Raw genomic sequence first — 14,160 nt, 5'->3', positions numbered from 1 at the left:
ACATGGCTGTCTCATTGACCGGCACCGACATTCATCTCGCCTTCGGCACCAACAAGGTGCTGCGCGGGGTGAACATTCACGTCGACGCGGGTAGAACCACCACCGTCATCGGGCCGTCGGGTTCCGGCAAGTCGACGCTGCTGCGCGCACTGAACAGACTGCACGAACCCGACGAGGGCGACATCCTTCTCGGCGGAAAATCGGTGTTGCGCGACAACCCGGACGAACTTCGGCAGCGTATCGGCATGGTGTTCCAGCATTTCAATCTGTTCCCGCACAAGACAGTGGCCGACAACGTGGCGCTGGCCCCGCAGAAACTCAAGGGTTTGACGAAGGAGGCAGCGCGAGCCGCGGCAATGGAACAGCTGGAATTGGTGGGCCTTTCCGCCAAGGCGGATTCTCGTCCGGGCAATCTGTCCGGTGGACAGCAGCAGCGTGTCGCCATCGCTCGTGCACTCGCCATGAAGCCCGACATCATGTTCTTCGACGAGGCGACATCCGCGCTGGATCCGGAGCTGGTCAAGGGTGTGCTGGCCCTGATGGCGGATCTGGCATCGGGCGGTATGACGATGGTGGTGGTCACTCACGAGATGGGCTTCGCTCGTTCGGTGTCCAACAAGGTGCTGTTCATGGACCACGGCAGCGCCGTCGAAACCGGCACTCCGGACCAACTTTTCGACGACCCGCACACCGACCGGCTCCAGCAGTTCCTGTCCCAGGTGTTGTAGGCGCCTTCGGCGCATGTGCGTGGAAATACATAGCCTGCTATGTATTTCCACGCACATGCGGCGGAGCCGCCTTAGGGCACCCTCGTTATTCCCGACTTCACCTGGGCGACTCCTTCGTTTCGCTTTCCACTGGAACGCTGCCGTCTCATGAAGCTTCTCCCGATTCTGACGACCCACGACGGTAGCTCGGCGCGGTCGAACCTGACATGCAAGTACAAGTGCGGCGACGCGTGTTTCCACGACGCCCCCAATACATCCAAGGGCGAGTACTTCGGCGACATCGTCAAGACGGCGATGAGTCGGCGCGGGGTACTGCGCGGCGGCGCGATGGCTGTCGTCGCGGTCGGCGCCGGCGGCCTGCTCGCAGCATGCGGCACCGAGGACGACGCCGCCGCCACCGACGGGACGTCGTCGAACGGCTCGACACCATCCACCCCACCCGTCGACGGTGTCGATTTCACCGCTGTGGCGCCCAACACCGAGGATGCAGTCGTGATCCCGGAGGGCTACGAGCAGGGCGTCGTCATCCGCTGGGGCGACCCGGTGCTCGAGGGTGCCCCCGAGTTCGACTTCGACAACCAGACCGCTGCCGCACAGGCCATGCAGTTCGGGTACAACAACGACTTCGCCGGCCTGCTCCCGATCGAGGGCACCCCGAACGCGTACCTGCTCGTCGTCAGCCACGAGTACACCACCGAGCCGAACCTGTTCAAGGGATACGACGAAGAGAACCCGACGCGTGAGCAGTTCGACATCGCGCTTGCCGCACACGGCCTGTCCATCCTGCAGGTCAACGGCGAGAACGGCTCCGGCGCACTGACACCGGCGTTCAGCCAGTACAACCGTCGCCTCACCGCGACCTCGGAGTTCCTCGTCACCGGTCCCGCCGCGGGCAGTGATTTCCTCAAGACCGGTGCCGACCCCACCGGTACCAAGGTCCTCGGCACGCTGAACAACTGTTCCGGCGGACTGACGCCCTGGGGCACAGTGCTCTCGGGCGAGGAGAACTTCAACCAGTACTTCGGCAATGCCGAGTCGGTCACCGAACCTGCTGCCGCCGAGCGGCTCGCGCGCTACGGCCTCGAAGGCGCAGCAAGCGACCGCAAGTGGGAGCAGTTCGACCCTCGATTCGATCTCGCTCAGGAACCCAACGAGGCCAACCGCTTCGGATACATCGTCGAGATCGATCCGTGGGATCCCAACTCCACCCCGGTCAAGCACTCGGCCATGGGTCGCTTCAAGCACGAGGCCGCGACCATCTATGTCACCGACGACGGCACGGTCGTCGCCTACAGTGGTGACGACGAGCGCTTCGATTACATGTACAAGTTCGTCTCCAGCCGAAAGATGATGCCCGGCAACGGCCAGGCTGCTATGCGTGAGAACATGACCATTCTCGACGCGGGCACCCTCTATGTCGCAGTCCTCACAGGCGACTCGCCCGATGCCATCGACGGCACCGGAACCCTGCCGCCGTCCGGCAAGTTCTCGGGCAAGGGTGAGTGGATTCCGTTGCTCCGCACCAATAATGACGGCAATGCAGAATCCCTCGTCGACGGCATGTCCGCCGAAGAGGTCGCTGTCTTCACCCGGCAGGCAGGCGACAAGGTCGGCGCCACGAAGATGGACCGCCCCGAGGACTTCGAGCCGAACCCGGTGACCGGCAAGGTGTACGTGGCACTGACCAACAACAAGAACCGCGGAGTCGACGACTACGCGTCCGTCGACGAGGCGAACCCACGCGTGCAGAACAAGAACGGCCAGGTCCTCGAGCTCGAAGACGATCACGCCGGTACCGAGTTCGTGTGGAACCTGCTCATCGTCGCGGGTGACCCGGAAGCCGCTGACACCTACTTCGGCGGCTTCGACAAGACCCAGGTCAGCCCGATCTCGTGCCCGGACAACCTGGCTTTCGACTCCAAGGGCAACCTGTGGATTTCCACGGACGGCAACGCCCTCGACTCCAACGACGGCTTGTTTGCTGTCGTCCTGGACGGTGAGCGCCGCGGAGAAACGCGTCAGTTCCTGACCGTTCCGGCAGGCGCCGAGACGTGTGGCCCGATCATCCAGGATGAGCGCGTCATCGTTGCAGTTCAGCACCCGGGTGAGTCGGACGATGCCTCTGCTGACAATCCGGCTTCACACTGGCCCGACGGAGGCGACTCCCAGCCGCGCCCGTCGATGGTTGCGGTCTGGAAGGTCTGACGCTGACCGCGCGATAGCGCCGTTCCACTAGAGGGCGCACGTAACCGTTGTTCTGCGGTTGCGTGCGCCTTCGCCGTTGTTAGGTGTCATCGAAACTTGGCGATCACCTCTGTGACCTGTCTACATGCGCCCCGGTCGTGCGCTCGATCCGCTCGACCATAGATAACGACTGTGTAACCTCGCCTGATACAGGCCTGGTGGCGGGGGCTTCCAGCACAGGGCGGACGAGATCTCGGGGCACCGTCCGCATCTTCCCGGTGCGGGCTTCGGCTCGTCACCACAGCACTTCGGAGGCACAGACATGACCGACATCGGCATCACGGACAGCTACTTCGAGCCTGATGGTTCTGTGCTCACCGCACCGCGCAGGCCGGACCCGCAGGTCGATTCTGGCTTCGGCTCCAGATCAGCGTTCGACATCGTCTTCCCCATCCGAACCGAAGGCGCCGACGCCCCGGTGTTCTGCATCCACCCGGTTATCGGATTGTCCTGGTGCTACCTCGGTTTCGAGGAATTCACCGCCAACCCCCTGTACGGCATTCAAACTCCCTCACCGAACGAATTGCCCGACACTCTGGACAAGTTGGCGCAGAGCTACATCGACGAGATCGAGGCACTCGTCCCCGACGGGCCGTATCACCTTCTCGGGTGGTCGCTCGGCGGCACCATCGCACACGCCATGGCTGTGCGGCTACGCGCGCAGGGCAAACAGCTCGCGTCTCTCGTGATGTTGGACAGTCACGCCGTCCAGCCCCCGATCGGTGACCAGCTAGCCACACTCATCACTGAGTCAGGCGTCGTGGACCCCCAGGAAGCCGAGCGACTCGTCTCGGCCGCGCGGCACACCCACGAACTCGCCAACCGTCACCACCCGGGTGTCTACGACGGCGATGTGCTCTTCGTGACGGCCGACCACGAGGAACGGCTCGGACTGTCGACGTGGCACCCGTATCTGCGCGGCGAGCTCTCGCACTACTCGGTCCCGTATACCCACTGGGAGATGACGTCGGCGGCGGCGCTGCGGGCTGTCGGCCCGCTCGCTGCCCGATACATCGGAGCGCACCGCAGCGAGTAGGCGTCAGCCCAACCAGTCGAGAACCGCAGCCGCCGTCCACGATTGCTGCATGCTGCCCAGCGGTTGACCGGTGAACGGTTCGTAGTATTCCGCGAAACTCCCGTCGCTCGCTTGACGTAGTCCTTCCTCGCGCAGATTCAGGGACCGCTCGGCCCAGCCCCGCCGCGAGAACGCCCACGAGAACAGCCACGTTATGACGGGCCACACCGGGCCGCGCCAGTATTCGCGAGGCCGGAAGTCCCGTGAGACGGGCGACGTCGACGGCGGCACCGCGAAGCGCAGGTCGGGGTGGCCGCAGAACCTGGTGCCCTCGAAGGTGCGAATGAGGTTGCGTTCCTGCTCACGAGGGAGACCGCCGCACAACAGTGGCGCGAACATCGCGATCGTGTCGGTGGTGATCCATCGTTGAGCGCGCAGGTCGAAGTCGCGGGCACCGCCGGAGCGCTCGTCCGTCGTCGCGATGACGCCCTGGCGAAACTTGTCTGCCCAGCCACGTAGTTCGCGGACGTCCGAGTTGGGCTTCGAATGCTCCTCGCCGATCGTCGCGAGCACGTCACACGCCATTGCGAAGATCGCGCTGACGAACACGTCTTCGACGGCGAAACTCATCCTCTCCGCGAGGAGCACGTCGTCGTACCCGGACTGCTTCATCTCTTCGACGAGCCAGATGTAGCGGTCGTACTCGCTGTTGCTCGGGCGCTGCGACGGGTCGGTGATGACGGCGTCGTCCTTACGAACGTACGACGGCATCACCCCGGCCACGACAGCTTTGTATGCCGCGTCCCATCGTGGGGAGTTGTCCATGCCCGACTCCCAGCCGTGGAAGAGGGTGATGCGGCCGTTGTCGCCGACGTCACGCGCCTCGGCAAGCCAGCGATGCCACCGGACGAGGTTCTCCCATCGGCGGTCGAGAAACTCCTCGGCGACGGCTCTCGTCGTGCGGCCGTGTCGGCGTGAATGGTCGAGGATCCGCTGGACCGCGATCGCATGTACCGGAGGCTGGGTGATGCCCGATGTCTGCGGACCGAGTGGCGCATGCGCCGCGAGTTCGCTCGTCTCCCATCGGGCCGGGCCGGGAAAGTACCCGTCCACTCCGTTGGCGAAAACGATGTGCGGAATCATCCCGTTCTTCCACTGTGCGGACAGCAGTGTGTCGAGCTCCACCACCGCGCGTTCGACGCTCAGCGGAGCGAGCCCGACGGAGACGAACGCTGCATCCCAGCTCCACATATGCGGGTACAGACGCGGTGCGGCGCTGGTCATCGTCCCCAGATCGTTGCCGCGCAGGAGATAGGCAGCTCTCGCGGCCAGCTGTGTCGAAGTGAATCCCCGGTCTCCCATCCTCCTAGTTTGCGACCCCGGCGCCGATCTCGCCCGATGAGTGAGCATTCCTATCGAGGACCGAAGCTGTCCGCAAAGCCTTCTATCGTCATTTTCACCAACAGCGAAGGAGATTTCCATGACACTCACCGGTGAGAAGGCCGACATCGCGCGCATGTTCGCCGACCAACGGACCAACTATCTCTATACCGTCGACGGCATCACCGACGAGCAGGCGAGGTTGCGAACCACTGTCAGCGAACTCACCCTCGGCGGGCTGCTCAACCATGTGATCAACAATGAGCGTTCGTGGATGAAGGTCATCGCCGAAATGGACGAGACCGCCGAGTTCGACGTATCTCGGATGGGCACCGAGTACGTGATGGCCGCCGGCGATACCGTCGCGGGACTACGTGAGGAGTACTCCCGCGTCGCGCAGGCCACCGAGGCCGCTCTCGCTGACTTGGACCTCGACGCCCAGGTCCCACTCCCGACGGCACCGTGGGCACCTGTTCGCACGTACCAGTCGGTGCGGTTCACGCTGCTGCACATTCTCCGCGAGATGGCCCAGCATGCAGGTCACGCCGACATCATCCGGGAGTCCCTCGACGGCGGCAACACGACGAGGCAGATGGCGATCGCCGCCGGAATGACCATTCGCTAAGTTGGCAGTATGACTTCAACGGCTCTGGTGACGGGTGCCAGCCGCGGCCTCGGCGCAGCGATCGCACGGAAACTAGCGTCCGATCATCGGGTCTATCTCGGCGGGCGCTCGGCGGAATCGCTCGGTTCCATTGCCGCCGAACTCCCGGGAGCGACGGCGTGGCCGGTGGACTTGACTGACCATGCCTCGGTTGTGCGCGCAGCAGCATCGTTCGACTCGCTGGATGTCCTCGTCCACAACGCGGGCGTGGCAGCCTTGGGCACCGTCGAAGAGTCTTCGATCGAGGACTGGCGGGCGCAGTACGAGAGCAATGTTCTTGCTGTGGTTGCGTTGACGCAGGCTGTGTTGCCTGCACTGCGGAAGGCCAATGGCCATGTCGTCCTGATCAATTCGGGTGCCGGGTTGCGCGTCAATCCGGGCTGGGGTGCGTATGCGGCGTCGAAGTTCGCGTTGCGGGCGTTCGGTGACGCGTTGCGTCAGGAGGAGCCGTCCTTGCGGGTGACCTCGGTGCATCCGGGCCGGATCGACACCGACATGCAGAAGGCGATCGTCGAGCACGAGGGTAAGGAGTACGACGGTGGACAGTTCCTTCGAGCCGACACCGTCGCGCTTGCGGTCCGCAATGCCATCGACACCCCGGCCGACGCGCACCCGACGGAGATCGTGCTCAAGCCGATTCCCCGGTAGCCCACCCGGCTGCAGCTCACCAACGGTCCGGTGAACGGCAGCTTTCGATATGCGAAACCCTTCGACGAGCTGTAGAAGCGGACATATCCTCGGTACATGCCACTGTCGAAATCCGAGCGTGAAGAGTTTCTTTCCGAGCCGCACATCGCAGCACTGTCGGTGTTCGCCGGCGCCGAGCGAGGCCCGCTGACCGTCCCTATCTGGTACCAGTACACCCCTGGCGGTGAGGCGTGGGTGCTGACCGGAAAGACGTCCAAGAAGGCCGAGCTGATCCGCGCTGCAGGCACTTTCAGTCTCATGGTCGAGCGCGTCGAGCCCACAGTGCGATACGTCTCCGTCGACGGACCCGTTCTGAGGGAAGAGCAAGGAACACTCGAACAGCTTCGAGAGATGACCGCACGCTACCTCGCGCCCAAGAAGGTCGACGGATACCTGGAGTTCGCGAGCAACCAGCTCGAAGAGAACGTCGTGTTCTACCTCGCGCCGAAGTACTGGTTGTCTGCGGATTTGGGCGCCATCTAGCCGTCAGTTGTCTCCGAACATGTACATCACCAGGCGGCAGGGCGGCAGGCTCAGGGCACAGGCATCGGGGCGAGGGAGTTGCCCACACCGATCACCCCGCAGTTGCTGCGCGTCGGCAGTCCCGCGAAGCGCTCGGTGAGGAACTGCAAGCCCTGGGCCTCGAAGGGCGCGAAGGCGTCGCCGTGGGTCAACCCGTTGTACTGCGAGTACTGCACATCGACGCCGCGGCCGCAGTATTCGTGGGCAAGTCCTTCCACGTCGGCGGTGATCATGACGGTGTCGCCGATCGGATCGGAATGCCCGACGGCCAGAAACATGGGGGTGCTCGGGGTTCCGGTGCTGCCCATGATGTTGTCGTTGATGGCCTCGACCACCTCGGGAACATCGAGCAGCGAGTTGTACGGGGCTCGCACCATGTCGGCATCGGTCAAGCCGGGGTAATCGGCAGCGAACTCGGCGATGCACTGGTTCGCAACCTCTTGGATCAACTCTGCCCCGTACTCGGACAGGAATGACGCAGTGTCGAGTCCGTAGGCCCGTTGGTAGGCGACGATGAGCGCAGGGATCACCCCGGACCAGTTGTCGCTTCCACTGATGTACGGGAGATTGTGTGCGAGGTCGACGGGAAGGCCACCGGCAGCTGCACCGACGATGTTGAGTTCCGGCGCGTAGTACGGCGCGACCTCGGCCCCCCACTGTGTCGGTACCGAGCCACCCGAGTAGCCGATCAAGCCGACGGGGGTGTTCGACGGCAACTGCAGAAACTCCTGAGTAGCGCGGACACCGTCGAGGGCGGCATAGCCAGACTGCCGCCCGATGGTCCATTCCATCTCCTCGCCCTCGTAATCCGGTGCGACGACGGTGTAGCCGGCCGCGAGATAACCGGCGATGACGGCTTGCTCTGCACCTGCGATTCTGTTGGTCGAACCGCCGCTGAGGGTGTACGACGGGTCGCACTGAGAACCGAGGGCGTCGTAGGCCATGTGGTAGGAGACGATCTTCGGCGGCCCCGGGATGAGCGGCCTGAGTACCGCGGCGGCGGTGACGGCTCCGTTGCCCTGCTGGTCGGTGGTGCGATACAGCACCTGCTCACCGGTGATGGGTGTAGTCAGCGTCGGCGTCGAGAACACCATCGGCCTACTTCGGAGGACCGTTCCCGGCGCGGCGTCGAGCGAACCGTCCCAGCTGTAGAACGGATCGTCGGCGGGGATCGGCGAACCGGGACCCTGGGCCTGCGCGATGGGCGCAACGAGGGTGACCGAGCCGAGAACGAGGGCAATCGCGGCGAGGACTCGAACGATCAGCGACATGGGTGATATCTAAGCGCAGCAGACCGACAGAAACGGCGACTTCAGTCCAGTCTCACCCTCTACGGGTGGTGCTCGACGTCGAGATCGAGGTTGCGTACGGAAACACGCTCGAATCCGTACACAACCTCGATCTCGGTGAAAGGGGAGGACTACTTCAGAACGATGTTGACCATCCGGCCCGGGATGACGATGACCTTGGTGGGTGCTTTGCCGTCGAGCAGGGCTGTGATCTTCTCGTCGGCGAGCGCAGTCTTCTCGACCTCACCTACCGAAGAATCGGCGGGCACCGTGATTCGGCTGCGAACCTTGCCGTTGACCTGGATGGGGTAGTCGACGGTGTCGGCGACGAGCCATTTGGCGTCCACTCGTGGGAACGGTCCGTGCGCGAGCGAACGGTCGTGGCCGAGCCGGCTCCACAGTTCCTCGCACAGGTGCGGCGCCATCGGGGCGAGCATCAGCACGAGCGGCTCGACGACGCCGCGTGGGGCACCGTCCGGGTATTCCTTGGTGAGGTGGTTGGTCAGCTCGATGAGCTTGGCTCCGGCCGTATTGTCGCGCAGCGCAATGTAATCCGCTTCCACTCCGTCGATGGCGCGGTTGAGTACGCGCAGCGTCTCCTCGGTAGGCTTGGCGTCGGTGACGCGGATCTCGCCGGTCTCCTCGTCGAGCACCAGACGCCATACGCGCTGCAGGAAACGCTGAGCGCCGACGACGTCCTTGGTGGCCCACGGCCGGGAAGTGTCCAGCGGCCCCATCGACATCTCGTACACACGCAGGGTGTCGGCGCCGTACTCGGCGAAGATCTCGTCGGGGGAGACGGAGTTCTTCAGGCTCTTGCCCATCTTCCCGTACTCGCGGTTGACGGGCTCGCCCTGGTAGAACCAGCTGCCGTCGCGTTCTTCGACTACCTCGGCCGGGACGTAGACACCGCGCGCATCGGTGAACGCGTACGCCTGGATGTAGCCCTGGTTGTACAACCGGCGGTACGGCTCACTCGAACTGACGTGGCCCAGATCGAAGAGAACCTTGTGCCAGAACCGCGCATACATCAGGTGCAGCACAGCGTGCTCCTGCCCGCCGACGTACAGGTCCACCCCACCCGGATCGTTCGGTCCGTGGATCTCCGGACGCGGTCCGACCCAGTACTTTTCGTTCTCCGGGTCGACAAAGGTCTCGGTGTTGGTCGGGTCGACGTAGCGCAGCTGATACCACGAACTGCCGGCCCACTGCGGCATCACATTGGTGTCGCGGCGGTAGGTCTGCAGGCCGTCACCGAGATCGAGTTCGACATTCACCCAGTCCGACGCCTTGGCCAGCGGCGGTGACGGCTCGGAGCTCGCGTCCTCGGGATCGAAGGAGACCGGAGCATAGTCTTCGACCTCCGGAAGCTCGACGGGCAGAGCCGAATCCGGCAGTGCATGCGCGTTGCCGTCTGCGTCGTAGACGATGGGGAAGGGCTCGCCCCAGTATCGCTGCCGCGCGAACAGCCAGTCGCGCAACTTGTACTGAATAGTCCCCTTGCCCTTGCCTTCTTCTTCGAGACGCGCCGTGACCGCTGCCTTGGCCTCGTCGACGGGCATGCCGTCCAAGAAGCCCGAGTTCACCAACGAGCCCTCGCCGACGAAAGCGGCCTCGGTGATATCGCCACCGGAGATGACCTCACGGATCGGCAGCTCGAACTTGCTCGCGAACTCCCAGTCACGTTGATCGTGACCGGGGACGGCCATGATGGCGCCGGTGCCGTAGCCGGTGAGCACGTAGTCGGCGATGAACACCGGCACCTGCTCGCCGTTGACCGGGTTCTCGGCGTACGAACCGGTGAAGACGCCGGTCTTCTCCTTGTTCTCCTGACGCTCGAGATCGGACTTGGCGGAGATCGACGCCCGGTAGGCAGCGATGGCCTCACCCGGACTCGCGGCCCCACCGGTCCACGACGAGGGCACCTCTGCCGGCCATTCGGCAGCGACCAGCCCGTCGACCAATTCGTGCTCGGGAGCAAGCACCACGTAGGTGGCACCGAACAGCGTGTCCGGCCGAGTGGTGAACACCTCGATTCCGGAGAAGGAGACCTGCGCGCCGCGCGAACGTCCGATCCAGTTTCGCTGCATGGTCTTGACCTTCTCCGGCCAATCCAGGTACTCGAGGTCGTCGATCAGGCGGTCCGAGTAGGCGGTGATACGCATCATCCACTGCCTCAGGTTCTTTCGGAACACCGGGAAGTTGCCACGATCACTGCGGCCGTCCGCCGTCACTTCCTCGTTGGCGAGCACGGTACCCAGACCAGGGCACCAGTTGACCATCGAGTTGGACTCGTAGACAAGACGGTAGGAGTCCAACACGCCGGCCCGCTCGGACGCCGTCAACGATGCCCAGTCACGTCCGTCCTCCAGCGCGCGCTCTCCCGAGGCGAACGCCGCTTCCAGCTCGACGATCGGGCGCGCCTTGGCCTGATCGACGTCGTACCAGGAGTTGAAGATCTGCAGAAAGATCCACTGTGTCCAATGATAGAAATCCACATCCGTCGTCGCCAGTGATCGACGACGGTCGTGGCCGAGGCCGAGCCGACGCAGCTGGCGCCGCATGTTCGCGATGTTCGCCTCGGTCGTGCTGCGCGGATGCGTGCCGGTTTGGACGGCGTACTGCTCGGCCGGCAGGCCGAAGGCGTCATAGCCGAGCGCATGCAAGACGTTGCGTCCGTGCATGCGGTGAAAACGCGCGAACACGTCGGTGGCGATGTAACCGAGGGGATGTCCCACGTGCAGGCCGCTGCCCGACGGATACGGGAACATGTCCTGGACGAAGAGCTTGTCCTTCGGGACCTCGCCCGCGAGGGGGCCGACCGGGTTGGGGGCGTCGAACGTGCCCTGCTCTTCCCAGAGATCTTGCCACCGCTGCTCGATTCGACCGGCAACGTCCGCGGTGTAGCGGTGCTCGGGGACGGACTCGGAGGGCGCTTTGGCTGGATCGGTCACGCGGACCAGCTTAAGGGGGTGAGCTGGGGCGCTTGGTACGAGGACCTCGGTGAGCCGTATCCTTACCTACCGTGATCGTCGTGTCGATACTGATGTTCGTCCTCGCACTTGTGGTGGGCGTCGTCGCTGCCCTGAGTCTGGTCGGCCGGTTGCCCCGCAACCGCTGGGCGGGCGTCCGCACCGCCGACTCGATGCGCGACGATGCCACCTTCGTCACCGCCAACAAGGTCGCGGGCCCCACCACGGCCGCCGCTGCAGTGCTCCTGCTCGTCGGGGGCGCCGCCGGCGTCGCGCTGACGGGTGCCGCCGCAGTCGTGGCGGTTATCGCCTCCGCGATCGCCGCGCTGGTCACCGCAGGCGCCGGGGGATCGATCGGTGCCCGCGTCGCCGCTGCCACTCCTGCAGAGGACGTCGGCGGCTGCGGTCACTCCTGCATTTCCTGCAGTCTCAAGGACGCTTGTCAGCCGAGCTGAGTTCGGTCATGAAAACGAAGACCTTCGACCCGGCGGGCGTCATCTTTGGCGTCGTCGTTCCTGTTCTTGCTGCCGCCCTCGGTGTGATCGTGGCCAGGCTCTGGAGCGCACGACTGCCTGACCAGATCGCAACCCATTGGTCCGGAACGCAGCCAGACGGTTTCACCAGTCCCACCACCAGCGCCTGGACACTGGCCATCGTCACAGTGATCGTCGGTGGCGGTTGTAGTGCGGTCGCGGCTCTTGCGCATGCACTTCTGCTGATGCGCCGGACGATGCTGATGATCGGCCTGACGGTGGTCGGGCTGATCACCGTGCTGCAGTTGGCGATCCTCGCCCGACAACTCGATGCCACCGACGTCGGCAGTGTCGAAGTGCCCGGATGGGCTCTGGGCGTCGGAACCGCAGTAGGTTTCTCTGTCGGACTGCTCGGCGCCTCGCTGTTGCGTGACTACCGAGAACGTGTGCCCGCGGATGCTCCTCCGCCGGAGGCGCTGCCCCGCGCCGACGAGGAACTGCCGATCATCGAGTCGCTCGGCGCCGGACGCGTCGCACTGGTGGTGCTCTTCGCGATACTCGGCGCCGGGGCGGCGCTCACGTGTTGGCTCTCGCAGTCCTGGTGGCCGATCGCGATCTTCCTGCCCTTGGCCGTGCTTCCGGTGTCGCTGATGCGCTACGAGCTGGTCGTCGACCGCTCGGGCCTGCACATCAGCAGTCTCGGCATGGCTGCGTTCGACTATTCACTCGACGAGATCACCGGCGCGTCGGTGCGCGAGGTCGATCCGTTCGGCGATTTCGGTGGCTGGGGACTACGCGTGAAGGGGCGAGGCAACTACGCCGTGGCCACGGCCAAGGGTCCTGCCGTATTTGTGACCTTCGCCAATGGTGAGAGGCTGACGGTGACGACGCCGAACGCGGATCGAATCGCGGGAGCTCTGAACACGCTGGCATCACAGCGTTGACAGACCGGGTGCCGGTTCGAGTGGTTAAGCTCTGCACTGGATCGGGTAGTGGCTGGAGGCTGTAACGAACGAAAAGCGAGCGTCGATGAGTCGCGGTCCCGGGGCGCCCCGTGCGGCCAACCATCGGCGGACCAACAGTTTCTCGACGAGAACGCTTCTGGAAGAGTGGTACCACCAACCCTTCGATTACGAGTGGATCGTCGCGCATCGCTCGACGCGTGGACTGCAGGCTCCGCTTCGATTCGTTTTCGGCGCCGCAACCCTTCTGTTCGCGATGGCATCGATCCTCATGCTGTTCAGTTCACAGGGCCCCTCCAGCCTGATTGCGCAGGCATGGGTCGGACTGGTGCTACTGGCGCAACTGGCTGTCGCCCTCCGGTGGTTCTTCGGACCGTTGCCGGTTCGGCGCGACTTCATCGCCTTTGCTCTCTTCGGGGATCTCGGCCTCACCTCGGTGCTTGTGCTCCACGACCCCGACGCGACCCTCTACGGGTGCGCGCTCTTCGTCGTCACAGGCGCGTTGTTCACCTACTTTCTGTCGCCGCGGTGGCTGCTGGCCCACCTCGTATGGTGTTCCGTGTTCATCACCATCGCGATTGCGCGGGCGGCCCGCTATGGCGACGACGACGTTCCGTCCACTCTCGCCGCAGGATTGGTCATTCTTGCTATCAACACCTCCGTTCCGCTTTTCGCACATATCGCTTGGACGGCGATCGGGCAGGATGCTCGCCGATCCCTCGTCGATCCGCTGACCGGTCTGCTCAATCGGCGGGGACTCTGGGACGCTGCGGAGGACCTGTGGCTGCGAAGCAGGCAGACGAGTGAGGTGTTCGTCGTCGTGGTGATCGACATCGATCGCTTCAAGGCCGTCAACGACTACTTCGGTCACGACAGCGGAGACTGGGTCATCGCAACAGTCGCAACTCGGCTGCGAACGCTGTTTGCGGACATCGGTGTGGTTGCGCGAACCGGCGGCGAGGAGTACGTCGTCGTCTTCTCCAGTCCCGCAGGGCAGGTTCACGACTTGATCGGCCGAATCGGCCGCACTTTGCATCGTCGCGAAGACCACATCCCCATCACGGTCAGTGTGGGTGCGTCGATCGTCTCCAGTGCGGTCGATCGCTGGCAGTCGAGCTCGGATGTCCTCACCCGCGCCACCCGAGCAGCGGATTCGATGATGTACCGCGCCAAGTACAGCGGCGGCAACCGGACGGCAACCACCGATCTGTGACCGCGGCTTCG

The 14,160-nt window shown here is 64.3% G+C and carries 12 protein-coding genes; 9 read left to right on the top strand and 3 right to left on the bottom strand.

Translation table 11 applies throughout. The features are described from left to right. Nucleotides 1–2 precede the first annotated feature (2 nt). From KVY23_RS07190 to KVY23_RS07180, 3 genes are all read left to right on the top strand, one after another. Nucleotides 3–728 (top strand): amino acid ABC transporter ATP-binding protein, encoded by a 726-nt coding sequence (locus KVY23_RS07190; RefSeq protein ID WP_230555873.1) that lies wholly within the window; start codon nucleotides 3–5, stop codon nucleotides 726–728. Nucleotides 729–875: 147 nt separating this feature from the next. Further along, nucleotides 876–2,933, top strand: coding sequence for a PhoX family phosphatase (locus KVY23_RS07185; protein WP_230555872.1), 2,058 nt, complete (start codon nucleotides 876–878; stop codon nucleotides 2,931–2,933). Nucleotides 2,934–3,234: 301 nt separating this feature from the next. Further along, nucleotides 3,235–4,008 carry a thioesterase domain-containing protein gene (locus KVY23_RS07180; RefSeq protein ID WP_230555871.1) on the top strand — a complete coding sequence of 258 codons (774 nt, stop codon included), beginning with the start codon at nucleotides 3,235–3,237 and terminating at the stop codon, nucleotides 4,006–4,008. 3 nt (nucleotides 4,009–4,011) lie between these two features. On the opposite strand, the gene KVY23_RS07175 is transcribed toward KVY23_RS07180, so the two are convergent. Next, nucleotides 4,012–5,349 carry an amylo-alpha-1,6-glucosidase gene (locus KVY23_RS07175; protein WP_206508787.1) on the bottom strand — a complete coding sequence of 446 codons (1,338 nt, stop codon included), beginning with the start codon at nucleotides 5,347–5,349 and terminating at the stop codon, nucleotides 4,012–4,014. 118 nt (nucleotides 5,350–5,467) lie between these two features. Here KVY23_RS07175 and KVY23_RS07170 point away from each other — a divergent pair, with 118 nt between their 5' ends. The 3 genes from KVY23_RS07170 (at nucleotide 5,468) to KVY23_RS07160 (ending at nucleotide 7,201) form a co-directional block, all read left to right on the top strand. Then, nucleotides 5,468–5,992, top strand: coding sequence for a DinB family protein (locus KVY23_RS07170; RefSeq protein WP_230555870.1), 525 nt, complete (start codon nucleotides 5,468–5,470; stop codon nucleotides 5,990–5,992). A gap of 9 nt (nucleotides 5,993–6,001) precedes the next feature. Continuing rightward, on the top strand, nucleotides 6,002–6,679 hold the full coding sequence (locus KVY23_RS07165) for an SDR family oxidoreductase (protein ID WP_230555869.1): 678 nt from the start codon (nucleotides 6,002–6,004) through the stop codon (nucleotides 6,677–6,679). Between the two features lie 96 nt (nucleotides 6,680–6,775). Beyond that, nucleotides 6,776–7,201, top strand: a complete 426-nt coding sequence (locus KVY23_RS07160; RefSeq protein ID WP_230555868.1) for a pyridoxamine 5'-phosphate oxidase family protein — start codon at nucleotides 6,776–6,778, stop codon at nucleotides 7,199–7,201. Between the two features lie 50 nt (nucleotides 7,202–7,251). Here KVY23_RS07160 and KVY23_RS07155 read toward each other — a convergent pair whose 3' ends face one another. Beyond that, entirely contained in the window at nucleotides 7,252–8,511 is a 1,260-nt protein-coding gene (locus tag KVY23_RS07155; protein ID WP_230555867.1) for a lipase family protein, read from the bottom strand. A gap of 149 nt (nucleotides 8,512–8,660) precedes the next feature. Further along, nucleotides 8,661–11,483 carry a leucine--tRNA ligase gene (gene leuS, locus KVY23_RS07150; RefSeq protein WP_230555866.1) on the bottom strand — a complete coding sequence of 941 codons (2,823 nt, stop codon included), beginning with the start codon at nucleotides 11,481–11,483 and terminating at the stop codon, nucleotides 8,661–8,663. Between the two features lie 71 nt (nucleotides 11,484–11,554). Between leuS and KVY23_RS07145 the strand changes: the two genes are divergently transcribed. The 3 genes from KVY23_RS07145 to KVY23_RS07135 all read left to right on the top strand — a co-directional run bounded on the left by KVY23_RS07145 (nucleotide 11,555) and on the right by KVY23_RS07135 (nucleotide 14,149). After that, the gene (locus tag KVY23_RS07145) at nucleotides 11,555–11,956 is read left to right on the top strand and encodes an SdpI family protein (RefSeq protein ID WP_206508792.1); all 402 of its coding nucleotides are present in this window, start codon (nucleotides 11,555–11,557) and stop codon (nucleotides 11,954–11,956) included. An 8-nt stretch (nucleotides 11,957–11,964) separates the two neighbouring features. Next, nucleotides 11,965–12,918, top strand: coding sequence for a DUF1648 domain-containing protein (locus tag KVY23_RS07140; RefSeq protein WP_230555865.1), 954 nt, complete (start codon nucleotides 11,965–11,967; stop codon nucleotides 12,916–12,918). An 85-nt stretch (nucleotides 12,919–13,003) separates the two neighbouring features. Continuing rightward, the gene (locus KVY23_RS07135; RefSeq protein ID WP_230555864.1) at nucleotides 13,004–14,149 is read left to right on the top strand and encodes a diguanylate cyclase; all 1,146 of its coding nucleotides are present in this window, start codon (nucleotides 13,004–13,006) and stop codon (nucleotides 14,147–14,149) included. Nucleotides 14,150–14,160 lie beyond the last annotated feature (11 nt).

This window comes from Rhodococcus sp. I2R (assembly GCF_020889545.1).
Classification (GTDB): Bacteria; Actinomycetota; Actinomycetes; order Mycobacteriales; family Mycobacteriaceae; genus Rhodococcoides.
Note: the sequence above shows the minus strand (reverse complement) of the source record. Positions and strands in the feature narration are given on the sequence as shown.

Excerpts from the sequence above, each read along its gene's own strand:
- KVY23_RS07175 (WP_206508787.1), bottom strand. The coding sequence starts at position 5,349 with ATGGGAGACCGGGGATTCACTTCGACACAGCTGGCCGCGAGAGCTGCC.
- KVY23_RS07160 (WP_230555868.1), top strand. The coding sequence starts at position 6,776 with ATGCCACTGTCGAAATCCGAGCGTGAAGAGTTTCTTTCCGAGCCGCAC.
- KVY23_RS07190 (WP_230555873.1), top strand. The coding sequence starts at position 3 with ATGGCTGTCTCATTGACCGGCACCGACATTCATCTCGCCTTCGGCACC.
- KVY23_RS07185 (WP_230555872.1), top strand. The coding sequence starts at position 876 with ATGAAGCTTCTCCCGATTCTGACGACCCACGACGGTAGCTCGGCGCGG.
- KVY23_RS07155 (WP_230555867.1), bottom strand. The coding sequence starts at position 8,511 with ATGTCGCTGATCGTTCGAGTCCTCGCCGCGATTGCCCTCGTTCTCGGC.
- KVY23_RS07170 (WP_230555870.1), top strand. The coding sequence starts at position 5,468 with ATGACACTCACCGGTGAGAAGGCCGACATCGCGCGCATGTTCGCCGAC.
- KVY23_RS07140 (WP_230555865.1), top strand. The coding sequence starts at position 11,965 with ATGAAAACGAAGACCTTCGACCCGGCGGGCGTCATCTTTGGCGTCGTC.
- KVY23_RS07165 (WP_230555869.1), top strand. The coding sequence starts at position 6,002 with ATGACTTCAACGGCTCTGGTGACGGGTGCCAGCCGCGGCCTCGGCGCA.
- KVY23_RS07180 (WP_230555871.1), top strand. The coding sequence starts at position 3,235 with ATGACCGACATCGGCATCACGGACAGCTACTTCGAGCCTGATGGTTCT.
- KVY23_RS07135 (WP_230555864.1), top strand. The coding sequence starts at position 13,004 with ATGAGTCGCGGTCCCGGGGCGCCCCGTGCGGCCAACCATCGGCGGACC.